At 67.9% G+C, this 13,913-nt stretch carries 16 protein-coding genes and 4 tRNA genes; 6 read left to right on the top strand and 14 right to left on the bottom strand.

All coding sequences use genetic code 11. The features are described 5' to 3' along the window. Window positions 1-22 precede the first annotated feature (22 nt). Window positions 23-97 (bottom strand) — tRNA-Val (locus tag H976_RS0119330). 319 nt (window positions 98-416) lie between these two features. Here H976_RS0119330 and H976_RS27370 point away from each other — a divergent pair. Continuing rightward, entirely contained in the window at window positions 417-842 is a 426-nt protein-coding gene (locus H976_RS27370) for an SsgA family sporulation/cell division regulator (RefSeq protein WP_051277089.1), read from the top strand. 23 nt (window positions 843-865) lie between these two features. Here the strand turns inward: H976_RS27370 and H976_RS0119320 are convergent, their stop codons facing one another. Then, the gene (locus tag H976_RS0119320) at window positions 866-1,687 is read right to left on the bottom strand and encodes an aminotransferase class IV (RefSeq protein ID WP_027862881.1); all 822 of its coding nucleotides are present in this window, start codon (window positions 1,685-1,687) and stop codon (window positions 866-868) included. 128 nt (window positions 1,688-1,815) lie between these two features. Here H976_RS0119320 and H976_RS0119315 point away from each other — a divergent pair. From H976_RS0119315 to H976_RS0119305, 3 genes are all read left to right on the top strand, one after another. Beyond that, a tRNA-Gly gene (locus tag H976_RS0119315) sits at window positions 1,816-1,888 on the top strand. Between the two features lie 23 nt (window positions 1,889-1,911). Continuing rightward, window positions 1,912-1,982: transfer RNA gene (locus H976_RS0119310), tRNA-Cys, on the top strand. A gap of 24 nt (window positions 1,983-2,006) precedes the next feature. Next, window positions 2,007-2,081: transfer RNA gene (locus H976_RS0119305), tRNA-Val, on the top strand. Window positions 2,082-2,253: 172 nt separating this feature from the next. On the opposite strand, the gene H976_RS0119300 is transcribed toward H976_RS0119305, so the two are convergent. The 4 genes from H976_RS0119300 to H976_RS30465 form a co-directional block, all read right to left on the bottom strand. Continuing rightward, the gene (locus H976_RS0119300; protein WP_155918533.1) at window positions 2,254-3,006 is read right to left on the bottom strand and encodes a hypothetical protein; all 753 of its coding nucleotides are present in this window, start codon (window positions 3,004-3,006) and stop codon (window positions 2,254-2,256) included. 268 nt (window positions 3,007-3,274) lie between these two features. Continuing rightward, the gene (locus tag H976_RS0119295; protein WP_027862879.1) at window positions 3,275-3,478 is read right to left on the bottom strand and encodes a Flp family type IVb pilin; all 204 of its coding nucleotides are present in this window, start codon (window positions 3,476-3,478) and stop codon (window positions 3,275-3,277) included. 162 nt (window positions 3,479-3,640) lie between these two features. Continuing rightward, entirely contained in the window at window positions 3,641-4,579 is a 939-nt protein-coding gene (locus H976_RS0119290; protein ID WP_081683044.1) for an ATP-binding protein, read from the bottom strand. 86 nt (window positions 4,580-4,665) lie between these two features. Beyond that, complete coding sequence (locus H976_RS30465; RefSeq protein WP_196804145.1) at window positions 4,666-4,809, bottom strand: GPGG-motif small membrane protein; 144 nt, start codon at window positions 4,807-4,809, stop codon at window positions 4,666-4,668. A 270-nt stretch (window positions 4,810-5,079) separates the two neighbouring features. Here H976_RS30465 and H976_RS29685 point away from each other — a divergent pair, with 270 nt between their 5' ends. Continuing rightward, window positions 5,080-5,256 (top strand): DUF2510 domain-containing protein, encoded by a 177-nt coding sequence (locus tag H976_RS29685; RefSeq protein WP_196804144.1) that lies wholly within the window; start codon window positions 5,080-5,082, stop codon window positions 5,254-5,256. A gap of 6 nt (window positions 5,257-5,262) precedes the next feature. Here H976_RS29685 and H976_RS0119275 read toward each other — a convergent pair whose 3' ends face one another. The 6 genes from H976_RS0119275 to H976_RS27365 form a co-directional block, all read right to left on the bottom strand. Next, on the bottom strand, window positions 5,263-5,616 hold the full coding sequence (locus H976_RS0119275; protein WP_027862877.1) for a hypothetical protein: 354 nt from the start codon (window positions 5,614-5,616) through the stop codon (window positions 5,263-5,265). 182 nt (window positions 5,617-5,798) lie between these two features. After that, window positions 5,799-6,260: a PGPGW domain-containing protein gene (locus H976_RS0119270; RefSeq protein WP_027862876.1), complete on the bottom strand. Its 462-nt coding sequence runs from the start codon at window positions 6,258-6,260 to the stop codon at window positions 5,799-5,801. Between the two features lie 31 nt (window positions 6,261-6,291). Further along, window positions 6,292-7,383: a TrkA family potassium uptake protein gene (locus H976_RS0119265; protein WP_027862875.1), complete on the bottom strand. Its 1,092-nt coding sequence runs from the start codon at window positions 7,381-7,383 to the stop codon at window positions 6,292-6,294. A 6-nt stretch (window positions 7,384-7,389) separates the two neighbouring features. After that, on the bottom strand, window positions 7,390-7,740 hold the full coding sequence (locus H976_RS0119260) for a hypothetical protein (RefSeq protein WP_027862874.1): 351 nt from the start codon (window positions 7,738-7,740) through the stop codon (window positions 7,390-7,392). A gap of 45 nt (window positions 7,741-7,785) precedes the next feature. Next, complete coding sequence (locus H976_RS0119255) at window positions 7,786-8,067, bottom strand: hypothetical protein (RefSeq protein ID WP_155918530.1); 282 nt, start codon at window positions 8,065-8,067, stop codon at window positions 7,786-7,788. 75 nt (window positions 8,068-8,142) lie between these two features. Further along, window positions 8,143-9,243 (bottom strand): YihY/virulence factor BrkB family protein, encoded by a 1,101-nt coding sequence (locus H976_RS27365; protein WP_231388995.1) that lies wholly within the window; start codon window positions 9,241-9,243, stop codon window positions 8,143-8,145. Window positions 9,244-9,261: 18 nt separating this feature from the next. Between H976_RS27365 and H976_RS0119245 the strand changes: the two genes are divergently transcribed. Then, window positions 9,262-10,893, top strand: coding sequence for an acyl-CoA dehydrogenase family protein (locus H976_RS0119245; RefSeq protein WP_027862872.1), 1,632 nt, complete (start codon window positions 9,262-9,264; stop codon window positions 10,891-10,893). A gap of 96 nt (window positions 10,894-10,989) precedes the next feature. On the opposite strand, the gene pgm is transcribed toward H976_RS0119245, so the two are convergent. Further along, window positions 10,990-12,639: a phosphoglucomutase (alpha-D-glucose-1,6-bisphosphate-dependent) gene (pgm, locus tag H976_RS0119240; protein WP_027862871.1), complete on the bottom strand. Its 1,650-nt coding sequence runs from the start codon at window positions 12,637-12,639 to the stop codon at window positions 10,990-10,992. Next, window positions 12,636-13,889 (bottom strand): glucose-1-phosphate adenylyltransferase, encoded by a 1,254-nt coding sequence (gene glgC, locus H976_RS0119235; RefSeq protein WP_027862870.1) that lies wholly within the window; start codon window positions 13,887-13,889, stop codon window positions 12,636-12,638. The genes pgm and glgC overlap by 4 nt, the downstream gene beginning before the upstream one ends. Window positions 13,890-13,913: the final 24 nt, after the last annotated feature.

Below are 13,913 nucleotides of genomic sequence, written 5' to 3'. Positions count from 1 at the left end.
CGCCGGGCCGGCGCCTCGAAACTGGTGGGCGATACTGGGTTCGAACCAGTGACCTCTTCGGTGTGAACGAAGCGCGCTACCACTGCGCCAATCGCCCCGGTCGATGCGCGGGAAACCATAGCGCAGGAGCCGGTCGCCTCCGAATCGACACCTGTCTGCCCGGGCCGGGCGAAGGGCTCTGGGCGCTATACCGTGCGCAGCGTCGGGACACACATAACGGCGCGAACCTGACTAGACCAATAGACCCTTGAAATAGACCAGTGGCGTGAGAAACATAGACCACTCAGGGGATTAATCGGACATATCGGAAGAAGGCCTGTCGCCCGCTGGAAACCGTGAGCATCATCTCCCTATCGCGTGGAGGGCGCGAAGGGGTCTCTGGAGGGAGATCCTGACCGGGAACAAGGGGAGTAACGATGAAGCAGACGAAGACCGCACAGGTCGTCACCGAGAGTGTTGAACTCGAGTTCGTGGACCCGCAGGGCGAGGCCACCTCGATCGACGCCGACTTGGTCTTCGACCCGGCCGACCCGTACGCCGTGACCATGGTGTTCCGCACCGGCGTACAGGAAGTCCTCTGGACGTTCGGCCGGGAACTGCTCGTCGAAGGTCTCTTCGAGCCCACCGGTGACGGCGACGTCCACGTGTGGCCGTGCCTGAGCTCCGACGGCAGCGCCGTCGTGATCATCGAGCTGTGCTCCCCCGACGGCGAGCTGCTCGTCCAGGCGAGCTCCCGCAGCGTCACCACCTTCGTACGGTCGATGCTGGACTCGGTTCCGGACGGCCAGGAGAGCTCCTACGTCGACTTCGACGACGAGCTCGCCCAGATCCTCAGCGCCTGAGCGCTCCTCGAGCCGGCTGACCCTCAGGGGTCGATGTCCTCGACCTCCCTGGCCGCCCACAGCTCCATGAGCTGACGGGTGACCGGACCAGGAGCCTCCAGGTCGCGGTCGTTCCAGCGATGTACCGCCTGCACGTCACGGGTGGTGGAGAGCAGGAAGATCTCCTCGGCCGAGTCGAGCACCTCGATCGGCTCGTCGACCTCACGCACGTCGTACCACTCCAGCAGCACGGCCCGCGTCACGCCGGCCAGGCATCCGGACGCCAAGGTCGGGGTCCGCACCTCTCCCCCGACGACATAGCCGACGTTGGAGCCGGTCCCCTCGCACAGGTGGCCGGCCAGGTTGGCGAAGATCGCCTCGGACGCGTCCTGCTTGGCGGCCTCGGCCAGGGCGACGACGTTCTCGGCGTACGACGTCGACTTCACGCCCGCGAGGGCGCCCCGCTCGTTGCGCGGCCAGGGCACCGTCACCACGGCGCTGGTCCTGGGCGCGGCGTTCATCGGGGCCGCGACCACGACCGTCGTCGGCATGGCGTCACCGCGTCCCGACCCGAGGGGTGCGGGGCCACCGGTGTAGGTGATCCGGATCCGGCCGAGGGCCAGGTGTTCCTGGGCGAGTACGTCGGAGACGGCTTCCCGCAGCCCCTCGACGTCCGGCGCCGGCAACCCCAGCGCCGCCGCCGAACGACCGAGCCGCTCGAGATGGCGGGTCAGCGCGAACGGCCGCCCGTCGATGACCTTGACCGCCTCGAACACCCCGTCCCCGACGGTGAGTCCGTGGTCGCTGACGACGATGGCCGGCGACTGCGGATCGGTGAGCAGCTGGCCGTTGACCCAGGCGTGCATGCGCTCGACACTAACCCGCTCGACGGGGACGTCTTGGATGTCCGCCGCGCGGCGGTTGCCCCGAGTTTGTGCCGGTCAGCACTTCGGCTATGGTTTCCTTCGCACCGCAGGGGAACCGGCGGTCGCAAGCGGACGTAGCTCAGTTGGTAGAGCGCAACCTTGCCAAGGTTGAGGTCGCGAGTTCGAGCCTCGTCGTCCGCTCGGAGAGAAGCCGAAGCCTCCGCGGTGGGTTGGCCGAGAGGCGAGGCAACGGACTGCAAATCCGTCAACACGGGTTCGAATCCCGTACCCACCTCTAACTACATAGAGCATCACCCTGGGGCGATTGGCGCAGCGGTAGCGCGCTTCCTTGACACGGAAGAGGTCACTGGTTCAAACCCAGTATCGCCCACCAGAGAAACAGCAGGTCAGAGGCCCTTTCGAGGGCCTCTTTCTATACGCCGTGCGGGAATCGTCTCGCACGTGCCGACGATGATCCGCAAGGGCCCGCCGAGATCCAAACGGAGCCCGGGTTGCCGAGGAGCCGAACATCGGGTCGACGACGAGTCCGGTGGTCTCAGCGCGAACTAAGAAATAAAGGACCTCGGGTCCACCTGGGCTTCACGTCCGCCGCTGCCACCCTTCCGGGGAGTCCTGAAGGGGGTGGATACAGACGGCTTTGAGGTGGCGTTGCCGTAGAACGCGTATCTCCACCTGATGCCATTCGGCTTGAACTTCCAGCCGAACAGTCCCTTGCGCTTGGTTCGTTGAGCGGCGATGTCCGTCCACTCCCCCACGATGACCGCCTGAATCACGACTCGTCGATTCACGTATCCGCGTCCCGCGCGGAAGAGGTGCCCTGCGACCCTCCACTTGTACTTACCGTGAGTGCGCTTGGCGTTCTTGGTGATGGCCGTTCTTGCCCGGGGGTCGACCTTGGTGAAGGTGAACATCTTGGTGGCGTCGGCCACCGTTTCGTTGTCGTAGTTTTCGTCGTATCCCTCGGTGTGGACGGTGACGGTGTACCGGCCAGGGGTGTTGTAAGAACCACACAGCTCAACATCCAGTGCGAGAGATCCCGTTGTCTCGTCGAACCAGTAATCCCCGTCTACCCAATCGCCCTGGGGCCCCGTCACGTCAGCCTCGATCGAGTTGTACGGGTCGGTGCCCCAGTCCCCCGTGATAGTGACGCGGGAATGGCCACAAGCGTTCAGCCGCACACTGACGTTAGGCGCCGAAATGCTCACGCCGGTCACCGCCTCAGCAGGAGCCGCAACTACTGAGAGTCCACCCCCTGCCAAGACAAGAGACGTGAACGCGCCAGCAAGTGTCTTCTTCATCCGAGTTCCCCCTATGACTGCGGGAACGTAAGCCAATTTCGATGAAAGGCCGAATGAAGCGCTCTCGTGTCCTAGTCCAGCGTCCACTGAAGACGGTCTCGGCAATCCGTGGCACCCGATCAGCTAGTGTGAGCTTACGAAGATGACCACGTGCTAGGTCGTCCGGGCAAACGAAAAGAGGCCCTCGTGGAGGGCCTCTTTCGTTGGTGCAGGATCCATCGGGCTTCTACCCCTAGAGCCGTGATCCGTGCTTCCTGGTGGCGCTGCCTCAGCAGGTCGCCGACGCCGACCCCTTGCTGGAGATGGCGCCACAGGTCTTGGAGAAGCTGTTCTTGATCACGCCGCCGAAGAGGAAGACGATCGCGACGATGAGGGCGGCGATGCCGGCGACGAGCAGTCCGTACTCCACGGCGGAGGCACCGTCCTCGGTGTTCCGGCGGCTGCGAGAAAAGCTGCGGAAGATGTCCAACATGGTTCGTGTCCTCGGGGGTCGGGGCGGGATGCCCGGGCTTGCGCTACTCAAAGTGTGGCAAATCCGGACTTACCGGGACAGGTAATCACAAGTCTTACCTTTTGTGCTCTAGACCACTAAAAGCGCTATTTGCGAAGTGCGCCGGAATCGACGGGGCGTTTGCTAGGCGCCGGCGCTGGACGACGCGTCGCCCTCCACGGGGAGCGCGAACCGCAGCGTGAAGCTGAAGGCGCTGCCCAGGCCGGGGACGCTGCTCAGCCCGATCACCCCGCCCATGGAGGTCACCAGCCCCTGGGAGACGACCAGGCCGAGCCCGGATCCCCCGCGGTGGTCACCCACAACCGTCTTCGGCACCTCGTCGACTGCGAGGCAGCGGCGCCGCTCCTGGTCCTCGAGTACGCCGACACCGGAGTCGTGCACTTCGAAGCGGATGCCGACGTGTTCGCCGAAGTGGTGAGCACTGGTGACGCACAGACGCACCCAGCCCGACTGGGTGGAGGAAATCGCCTCGTCGAGCAGGTAGGTGAGCACCGTGGCGATCTTGGCCGGGTCACCGTGCACCAGGTCGGGAACTCCCGGTCCCACGCTGCACTTGAAGAACAACCCCTTGCGCTCGGCCGCGGGTCGCACCAGCGCCGCGACGCCGCCGGCCAGGAGACGTACGTCGAACGCCACCCGCGCGCTGTCCGTCACCACGCCCGAGGCGGTCACCCTCGGGTGGCCCTCGACGGGCGACGGGCACTCCTCGCGGGTGGCGGCCAGAGGCTGCGTCGCGCGATCCTGCGCCCGCGACTCTCCCAGCCCGTCCAGATGGCTCCGCCAGGCGATCAGGCAGACGCCGACGACGCCGGTGAGGAACAGAGCGGGCAGCACCCCGAGGCCCGAGGTCTCGTGGCGCCGGGCCCAGTCCAGTACCGAGTCGACCCAGTCGTAGCGCAGGGCGAGATCGAAGGCCCATGTGCACGCCACTGCGACGGCGAGCAGCTCGCGACGAGCGAGCGATCGCCTGAAGGCGGGACCTCGGCGGGGACCGGGTTCACGGCGTACGGACGGCGCAGCTGCAGGCGCCGTCAGATGCCCTGCGGCCGATCCCCCGTCCATGCGTCAAGCATGCAGCATCATGTCCACATTTGGGCGGTTTGTCCCGATGAGCGACCTGGGCGGGTCGCCCATCGGGACGCCGATCCTCAGGTGAAGATGCTCACGCCGCCGGGACCCACGAGCAGGCCGACGACGATCAGCAGGATGCCGAACAGGATCTGGCCGCGCACGAGCGTCACGATGCCGCCGATGACCAGCACGACGGCGATCAACCACAGGATGAATGCCATTTCTTTGTCCCTCCCAGAACTTCGATGTGCTGACCGTGTACCCCACAAGCCCGTGTCGTGAAACCTCCCGGCACTCCCCGACAGCCCGGCGCCAGGAGCGCACGCAGGTGTCCGTCCCGGATGCCGACGACGATCTCGTCCGGATGCTGAACGCCATAAGTGGATTAATCCGGACGAACCGCGCATGTCACATCAATGGTTCGTGACATCCCTCTTCGGACGTCGTTTGCTGGGGGACAACAGATCTTCGTTGGGGGACGAATGCGAGACATGCGAGCGCAGCCTGCCGGCTGGTATCGGGACACCGAGCGGCCGAACCTGCACCGCTACTGGACCGGTGAGCGCTGGGGCGACCGGGTGGGTGAAGAGCTCGCACTGCTCGATCGTGCGCGCGTGCCCGCGCAGACGCACGAAGAGCACCGGTACGACGAGCGCGCCTGCGGCTGACCTCGCCTAGGTGGCTTCGCGCGCCGTCGGCTGACGCGGCAGCGACCACTGCTCGTGGCTGGCGGTGTGTCGTCCTCCGCCCACCAGTCCTGGTTCGAGACCCTGACGAGCGATGTACTCGTGCTCGGTCATCACCTGGCAGGCGATCGACTCGGCACCGGTGGCAGCGCGGGCTAGGGCTGCCGCCTTGGTGCAGGCATGCGCCAGACCGGTCGCCATGAAGCTCATCTGGACCTCGGCCCAGCCTCGTGGCGAGGTACCGATGATGGGACGGTAGTCGGCCAGCTGCCGCTTCGCCTCGTCGAGATCGATCTCGTTGCGGGTGGCGACCTCGACCACGGCGACGTACATCGTGCGCACTGGCAGCCCCTCTCTGCTGATGGTTGCGCGACCATCGTCAGTCACAGGACCAGTCGGGGCAAAGTATTCGGCGTGCGGACGGCCCGGGTGAACTAGACCAAGTGGGTGGATTGCGTCACCTCACGCGGCCGGTCGCGTTGACCGGGTGTTGGCGGCCACCACTGTGGGTACTGCTCGCCCCGTCAGTCGACGGCAGCGTTGTGCGCCTGCGCCTGCTCCTGCTTGATCTCCCGGAAGTTCCGGTAGCTGTAGACCAGCACCGCAGCCGCCGCCACGCCCGAGAGGATGAGCGTCGCGCCGGGGCCCCAGCCGCCGTAGAGCCACCACTTGTCGTCGATCGGCCACCAGGAGGGCGACGCCGGGTGGAGGCCCCACAGGATGCCGAAGCCGATCAGCCAGATCACTCCGATCACCGACATCACGATGCGCGGCCAGCTCTTGACACTGTCGGCCGCTCCCCGGAGCGCGGCGTCCTTCACCTGGTCGACCCGGCGCTCGGCCCATTCGAACTGGGTCGCGAGTATCACCACGCCGGCGAGGACGATGAGCACCCCGGGACCGGGCAACGGCATCAGGACGATGCCCACGGCGACCACGAGGAACCCCAGTGCTCCGACCAGGTACCGCTTGACGGTGCTCTTCACGCCGTCAGCCTACGAGTGCGTGCACAACAGGTCACGGCTCGTCGTCGCTCGCGTCCTCGTTGTGGGTCCCGGGTCGGGGCGCCCACGGCAGCTCCTTGGCCGGGCGTACGACGATCAGCTGGTCGCCCCGGGCCAGCAACGTGACCGTCGGGTCGAAGTAGCGGTAGACCTTCTCGTCGCGGACCACCGCGATCACCTGGTCGGGCAGCGACTGCGGTGCCTTGCCCACCTCGCTCACCATCAGGTCGCGCTCGGCGACCTCGAGCCCCTCGCCGTGGGTGAGCAGGTCCTCCATCACCGAGCCGAGGTTGGGTGAGAACGACGCGAGCCCGAGCAGTCGACCGACGGCGTCGGAGGAGGTGATCACCGAGTCGGCGCCACTCTGGCGCACGAGCGGCACGTTGTCCTGCTCGCGCACGGCCGCGACGATGTAGGTGTCCGGGTTCAGCTGGCGTACGGTCAGCGTCGCCAGCACCGTCGTGTCGTCGCGGGCAGTCGTGATGATGACCTGCTGGGCCCGATCGACGCCGGCGCGACGGAGCACCTCCCGGCGCGTCGCGTCGCCGGTGACCACGGCCAGTCCGTCGGCGTGGGCCTCCTCCTGGGCGACCGTCCCGGGGTCGACGACGACCACGGAGTCGCGGGAGAGCCCGTTGCTCACGAGGGTGTCGACGGCGCTGCGGCCTTTCGTGCCGTAGCCGATGACGACGACGTGCTTGTCCATGTTCTTCCTCCAGCGGGCCGCGCGGAACAGCTCTCGCCCCTGCGAGGCGAGCACTTCGAGCGTCGTACCGATCAACAGCACCAGGAACGCGATGCGCAACGGCGTGATGATGAACGCGTTGACCAGACGGGCGCCGTCCGAGATCGGGGCGATGTCGCCGTAGCCGGTGGTGCTCAGGGTGACCGTCGTGTAGTAGATCGAGTCGACCAGGCTGACCTCGTGGGTCGGGTCGGTCTGGTCGGTGTAGCCGTCGCGGTCGACGTACACCAGCAGCACGGTGAAGACCAGGATGCCGATGGCCATCAGCAGACGGATCGCCAGCCGCCACCACGGAGACCGGGTGGGCGCCGGGAGCTTCAGCAGGCCGGAGTACCCCGGCTCGGTCTGGTCGTCTGCCACGGGAACTCAGTCGACCACGGCGCCGTAGATGACGACCTGCTGCTTGGGCTTGCCGTTGTCCTCGCCCGAGGTCTCCACGGACACGAAACGGAAGTCGTCGCCCTTGCGGGGGACCTGAGAGCTGGGGGCGCGCCGCAGCGTGCCGCAGAGCTGGCCCGACGAGTCGACGCCCTCCTGGTCCTTGATGGCGTCCCCCTTCAGGCAGAGCTTCTCGGTGCCGCTGTCGAAGCTGACCACCTCGGCCGTGGTGCGTTGCGGGGTCCCGGGTCCGGTGACGGTGCCGGCGAGGTATCCGGCGACGAGGCAGAGGGCGCCACCGGCCAGGAAGACGGGGGTCGGCAGGGTCACGTTTCCCACGGGTGAAGCATGGCACGCGGGTTCGGCCGGTCCGGGCAGCGACCCTCAGGTGCGCGGACGGCGCAGGGGCACCACGGGAGCGATCCGCGACGGTCGCCTGGTGAGCACGGAGTCGACGGTCACCGGACCGTCGTACCAGCGCCGGAGGACGACCCACTCCCCCGGCTCCGGGACCCGCGAGCGGTCGCGGGCGATCTCGGCCAGCATGCGGGCGCCGTACGACGCACGCACCGGCCCGACGTCCGTCAGGACGACGAGGACCCCGATGTCACGAGCAAGCACGCAGCCGACGGCTTCCTCGCCCCGAGGAGCGGGTACCGCGGTCAAGGAACGGCCTCCATGACAGGAATGTACGTCGCGCCCTGCTGCCTCGCACCGCAATATCGCTGGTGGTCACGCGGCTCAGGCTCCCGGTTGCTTCCCCTTCGCGTCACCCGGCGGCGAGTCGCCGGCCGGATCACTGCCCGGATCGCTCCGCGGATCACTGGACTCGGCGGAGCGTCCCTCCTCCGGGGCTGCCGAGGCGGCGCGCTCCAGCGACGAGCGCCAGGGCAGCACGTTCTCCAGCTTGAGCCGCCTGAGCCGCTCGAGACGGGCCGAGGTGAGCTCCTTCTGCGGCCAGAGCTGGTCGAAGGCGGCGTTGAGGGCAGCACCGATGAGCACGGCGATGGAGAGCAGGTAGAGCCAGAGCAGCACGGCGATCGGCGCTGCGAGGGGCCCGTAGATGGAGGTCGAACCCTTCGCCGTACCGACGAGGACCAGACGGAGCAGCGCCGAGCCGAACACCCAGCAGAACATGGTGAACACCGCGCCGGGCAGGTTGTAGCGCCAGCGTGTCCGGACCGGTACCGAGACGTGGTAGAGCGTGGCGAGGAAGAGGATGCCGAGCAGCAGCACCGTCGGCCAGTAGAGCTGGTTGAGGACCTCGAAGCGCTCCGGGATCCACTTCCTGATCAGGGTCGGGCCGGCGACCACCAACGGGATGCTGACGACTCCGGTGATCATGCCGAGCACGTAGAGGAGGAAGGACAGGGCCCGGGTCTGGATGATCCCGCGGTGCCCACCAAGGCCGTACATGATCGTGATGGTGTCGACGAAGACGTTCAGGGCTCGCGAGCCGGACCACAGCGCCAGGATGAAGCCGATCGAGACGACGTCGTAGCGGCCGCCACCGTTGAGCACCTGGTTGAGGGTGGGCTTGATGATGCTGTTGACGGTCTGGGGGGTCAGTGCCTGTCCGGCGATGTCGAGGACGGTGTTGCGCACCTCGCCGACCTGGGTGTCGCTGAACTGGGCGAAGATGTAGCCGATCGAGCCGGCCAGGGCGAAGATCAGCGGCGGCAACGAGAGCACCGCGAAGAAGGCCGCCTCGGCCGCGAGCCCGGTGACCCGGTTGCGCATGCAGGTGCCGACGGTGGACACGATCAGTCGCCACAGGTTGTCGCGAACCACCTCCCACGAAAGCGTCCGCGCCCCGGGCCGCGAACTGCTTCCGGCTGCCATGAGAACTACGGTAAGGCCATGACGATCGACAACCGGGTAGCCCGCAACCAGGCTCCCCCGCTCGTTGGGCACAACACCGTCACCTCGGACGCCGCACTGGTCGAGGCGATCGAGCGGCACGGGTCGGCCGGCACCCTGTCGTCACTGCTGGCGCTGGGCGACGAGGCAGGCTCGGCCGAGGCACGTGAGCAGGGCATGCTCGCCAACGAGTACCACCCGGAGCTGACCCCGTTCGACCGCTACGGCAACCGCATCGACGAGGTGCGGTTCCATCCCTCGTGGCACTGGTTGCTGGAGCGCGCGGTGGGTCACGGGCTGCAGGCGGCGCCGTGGGAGTCCGACGACCCGCACGCGCACGTACGCCGGGCGGCCGGGTTCTTCGCGTGGCAGACCGAGCCCGGCCACGGTTGCCCCATCTCGATGACGTACGCCGCGATCCCCGCCCTCCGGGTCGACGACGCGATCGCGAAGGAGTGGACGCCGAAGCTGGCGGCTCGGTCCTACGACCCCGGGCTGCGACCGCTCTCGCAGAAGACGGGTGCCCTCGCCGGCATGGGCATGACCGAGAAGCAGGGCGGGTCCGACGTACGCGCCAACGAGACCGAGGCGCGGCCCACGTCGGTGGACGGCGAGTACACCCTGCACGGCCACAAGTGGTTCACCTCGGCGCCGATGAACGACGTGTTCCTGGTGCTCGCGCAGGCACCCGGCGGTCTCTCCTGCTTCCTGGTGCCGAGGGTGCTGCCGTCCGGCGAGCGCAACCGGCTCGACGTCGTACGACTGAAGGACAAGCTGGGCAACCGCTCCAACGCCTCCTCCGAGCTGGAGTTCCACGGCACCTGGGCGCAGCGGCTCGGCGACGAGGGTCGCGGCGTACGCACGATCATCGAGATGGTCGCGGCGACCCGACTCGACTGCGTGCTGGGCTCCTCGTCGCTGATGCGGTCCGCGCTGGCGGAGGCGTCGTGGCACGTGGCGCACCGCTCGGCGTTCGGGGGGGTGCTGGCCGACAAGCCGCTCATGCAGAACGTGATCGCCGACCTGGCCGTGGAGTCCGAGGCGGCCACGGCGCTGGCGATGCGGCTGGCCTCGGCCGTGGACAACCGGTCGGACCCGCACGAGGCGGCGCTGCGCCGGATCGCGTTGCCGCTGGCGAAGTTCTGGGTCTGCAAGCGCACCCCGATGATGGTGGCCGAGGCGCTGGAGTGCCTGGGCGGCAACGGGTACGTCGAGGAGTCCGGCATGCCCCTGCTGTTCCGGGAGTCGCCGCTGAACTCGATCTGGGAGGGATCCGGCAACGTCAACGCCCTCGACGTACTGCGCGCGCTCGGCCGCGAGCCGGAGGTGCTGGAGGCCTGGCTCACCGAGGTCGGCCTGGCCCAGGGTGAGGACCCGCGTCTCGACCGCGCGATCGAGGGCGTGCTCTCGATGCTGGCGGACACCACCACCCTCGAGGTCTCCGCCCGTCGGCTCGCCGGACAGATGGCGGCGTGCCTGCAGGCCTCGCTGCTGGTGCGGTTCGCTCCCCCCGCGATCTCCGACGCCTTCTGCGCCACCCGGCTCGGCGGCGACTACAACGGCACCCTCGGGACGCTGCCGGTGGGGACGGACCTGCCGTCGATCGTGGAGCGGACCACGCCGGTCGTCTGAACGAAACGGACAGGGCTGGCAGGCAGTCCTGGAGGTGGGCGGGGGAAGTTTCGGCGTACCGGCGGCAGTTTCCCCGGGCGCCCGGGGAAACCGACCTCACCCACCCAGAGCAGCCGAGACGACCTCCCGGGCCTCGTCCTGCACCTGATGGAGGTGGTCGACGCCCTGGAAGGACTCGGCGTAGATCTTGTAGACGTCCTCGGTACCGGAGGGCCGGGCGGCGAACCAGGCCGAGTCGGTGGTGACCTTGAGGCCGCCGATCCTGGCGCCGTTGCCGGGGGCCTCGGTGAGCTTGGCCGTGATCGGCTCGCCCGCCAGCTCGGTGGCGGTCACGTCGTCGGGTGACAGCGCGGCCAGCTTGGCCTTCTGCTCCCGGTCGGCGGCAGCGTCTATGCGGGCGTACGCCGGATCGCCGTGCCGGGCCACCAGGTCGGCGTAGTGCTCGCTCGGGGTCTTCTCCGTCGCGGCCAGGATCTCGGAGGCCAGCAGCGCGAGGATGATGCCGTCCTTGTCGGTGGTCCACGTGCCGCCGTCGCGGCGCAGGAACGACGCTCCCGCGGACTCCTCGCCGCCGAAGCCGAACGAACCGTCGATCAGGCCGGGCACGAACCACTTGAAGCCGACCGGCACCTCCACCATCGGCTTGTCGAGAGAGGCCGCGACCCGGTCGATCATCGATGACGAGACCAGCGTCTTGCCGATCTGCGCCCCTGAGGGCCAGTCGGGACGCGCACCGCCGAACAGGTAGCCGATGGCCACGGCCAGGAAGTGGTTGGGGTTCATCAGTCCGGCGTCCGGCGTGACGATGCCGTGCCGGTCCGAGTCGGCGTCGTTGCCGGTCGCGATGTCGTAGTCGTCCTTGCGGCCGATCAGCGACGCCATCGCCGACGGGGAGGAGCAGTCCATCCGGATCTTGCCGTCCCAGTCGAGTGTCATGAACCGCCACGTCGGGTCGACGAGCGGGTTGACCACGGTCAGGTCGAGACCGAGCCGTTCGGCGATCTCGCCCCAGTAGGCGACGCTCGCCCCACCGAGCGGGTCGGCTCCGATGTGTACGCCGGCCGAGCGGATCTTGTCGATGTCGAGCACCGACGACAGGTCGTCGACATAGGTCCCCATGAAGTCGTACGACGAGGCCGCCGCTCGGGCCCGGGCGAACGGGATCCGCTTCACCTCGGAGAGCCCGCCGGTGATCAGCTCGTTGGCTCGCTTCGCGATCACGCTCGTCGCGTCGGTGTCGGCCGGGCCGCCGTGGGGCGGGTTGTACTTGAAGCCGCCGTCGGTGGGTGGGTTGTGCGACGGCGTGACCACGATGCCGTCGGCCAGCCCCGAGCCGGAGCCGAGGTCCTTGCCACGGTTGGCGCGGATGATCGCGTGCGACACGGCGGGGGTCGGGGTGTAGCCGTCGCGGTCGTCGACGAGCACCGTCACGTCGTTGGCGGCCAGCACCTCGAGGGCCGACGACCAGGCCGGCTCGGAGAGGCCATGGGTGTCGCGGCCGATGAACAGGGGTCCGTCGTACCCCTGGTCACGGCGGTAGTCGCAGATCGCCTGTGTCGTCGCCAGGATGTGCGTCTCGTTGAAGGACGTCTTCAGCGACGTACCCCGATGCCCACTGGTGCCGAACGCGACCTGCTGGTCGACGTCGTCGGGATCGGGCTGTCCGGTGTAGTAGGCCGTGACCAGGTGGGGGATGTCGACGAGGTCAGAGGGCTGGGCCGGCTGACCGGCTCGGGAGTCGTTCAAGGCTTGGGAACCTCCTGCCCCTTCGCGAGCACGGTCAGTCCCTCCTCGACGACGAAGCCGCGCTCGAGGTCGTCCTCGGGCGAGACGCCGATCTCGGCGCCGGGCGGGATCACCACGTTCTTGTCGATGATCGCGTTGCGCACCACGGCACCGGCTCCGACCGTCACCCCGGGAAGCAGTACCGAGCCCGAGACCTCGGCACCCTCGTCGACGTAGCAGGCCGGCGACAGCACCGAGGTGTTCACCGTGCCGCCGGTCACCACCACGCCGGGCGACAGGATCGAGTTGAAGGTCGTCAGCGGCTGGCCGGCGTGTCCCTCGACCAGCTTGGCCGGCGGCTGCGGACCGTAGCTGGTGTAGATGGGCCAGTTCTTGTTGTAGAGGTTGAACACGGGCAGTGGCGCGACCAGGTCCATGTGGGCGGCGTAGTAGGAGCTCATCGTCCCCACGTCGCGCCAGTAGCCACGGTCGCGCTCGTTGGACCCGGGGACCTCGTTGTCCTTGTAGTCGTAGACGGCCGACTCGGTGCGGTCGACGAACCACGGCACGATGTCACCGCCCATGTCGTGCTTCGAGCGCTCCGCCTGGGCGTCGCGGGTCACCGCGTCGGTCAGTGCGTCCGCATCGAAGACGTAATTGCCCATCGAGGCGAGCACCTCGTCCGGCGAGTCCGGGAGGCCGACGGGGTCCTTCGGCTTCTCCAGGAAGGCGCGGATGCGGTCCGGTGACGTCGGGTCGACGTCGATCACGCCGAACTGGTCGGCGAGGTCGATCGGCTGGCGGATGGCCGCGACCGTGCAGCCAGCGCCGGACTCGACGTGCTGGTCGACCATGTGCGAGAAGTCCATCCGGTACACGTGGTCGGCACCCACGACGACGACGATGTCGGGTCGCTCGTCGGAGAGCAGGTTGAGCGACTGGAAGATCGCGTCGGCGCTGCCGAGATACCAGCGCTTGCCGACGCGCTGCTGAGCCGGCACCGGCGTCACGTAGTTGCCGAGCAGCGTCGACATCCGCCACGTGGTCGTGACGTGGCGGTCGAGGCTGTGCGACTTGTACTGCGTGAGCACGACGACCTTGAGGTAGCCCGAGTTCACGACGTTGGACAGGGCGAAGTCGATCAGCCGGTAGATGCCGCCGAACGGCACCGCTGGTTTCGCCCGGTCGGCGGTGAGCGGCATCAACCGCTTGCCCTCACCACCCGCGAGCACGATCGCCAGGACGTTCTTCCGGTTCGTTTGGCGGCTCATGCAACGAACGTAGTGGTGACGGCC

It is taken from the genome of Marmoricola sp. URHB0036 (genome assembly GCF_000426045.1).
Lineage (GTDB): Bacteria > Actinomycetota > Actinomycetes > Propionibacteriales > Nocardioidaceae > Marmoricola.
The sequence above is the reverse complement of the archived record's forward strand: the minus strand, read 5'-3'. Positions and strand labels throughout refer to the sequence as shown.

What these genes read in the sequence shown, in the direction of transcription:
- H976_RS27370 (WP_051277089.1), top strand. Translation starts at nt 417, where the DNA reads ATGAAGCAGACGAAGACCGCACAGGTCGTCACCGAGAGTGTTGAACTC.
- H976_RS0119320 (WP_027862881.1), bottom strand. Translation starts at nt 1,687, where the DNA reads ATGCACGCCTGGGTCAACGGCCAGCTGCTCACCGATCCGCAGTCGCCG.
- H976_RS0119300 (WP_155918533.1), bottom strand. Translation starts at nt 3,006, where the DNA reads ATGAAGAAGACACTTGCTGGCGCGTTCACGTCTCTTGTCTTGGCAGGG.
- H976_RS0119295 (WP_027862879.1), bottom strand. Translation starts at nt 3,478, where the DNA reads ATGTTGGACATCTTCCGCAGCTTTTCTCGCAGCCGCCGGAACACCGAG.
- H976_RS0119290 (WP_081683044.1), bottom strand. Translation starts at nt 4,579, where the DNA reads ATGGACGGGGGATCGGCCGCAGGGCATCTGACGGCGCCTGCAGCTGCG.
- H976_RS30465 (WP_196804145.1), bottom strand. Translation starts at nt 4,809, where the DNA reads ATGGCATTCATCCTGTGGTTGATCGCCGTCGTGCTGGTCATCGGCGGC.
- H976_RS29685 (WP_196804144.1), top strand. Translation starts at nt 5,080, where the DNA reads ATGCGAGCGCAGCCTGCCGGCTGGTATCGGGACACCGAGCGGCCGAAC.
- H976_RS27365 (WP_231388995.1), bottom strand. Translation starts at nt 9,243, where the DNA reads ATGGCAGCCGGAAGCAGTTCGCGGCCCGGGGCGCGGACGCTTTCGTGG.
- H976_RS0119245 (WP_027862872.1), top strand. Translation starts at nt 9,262, where the DNA reads ATGACGATCGACAACCGGGTAGCCCGCAACCAGGCTCCCCCGCTCGTT.
- glgC (WP_027862870.1), bottom strand. Translation starts at nt 13,889, where the DNA reads ATGAGCCGCCAAACGAACCGGAAGAACGTCCTGGCGATCGTGCTCGCG.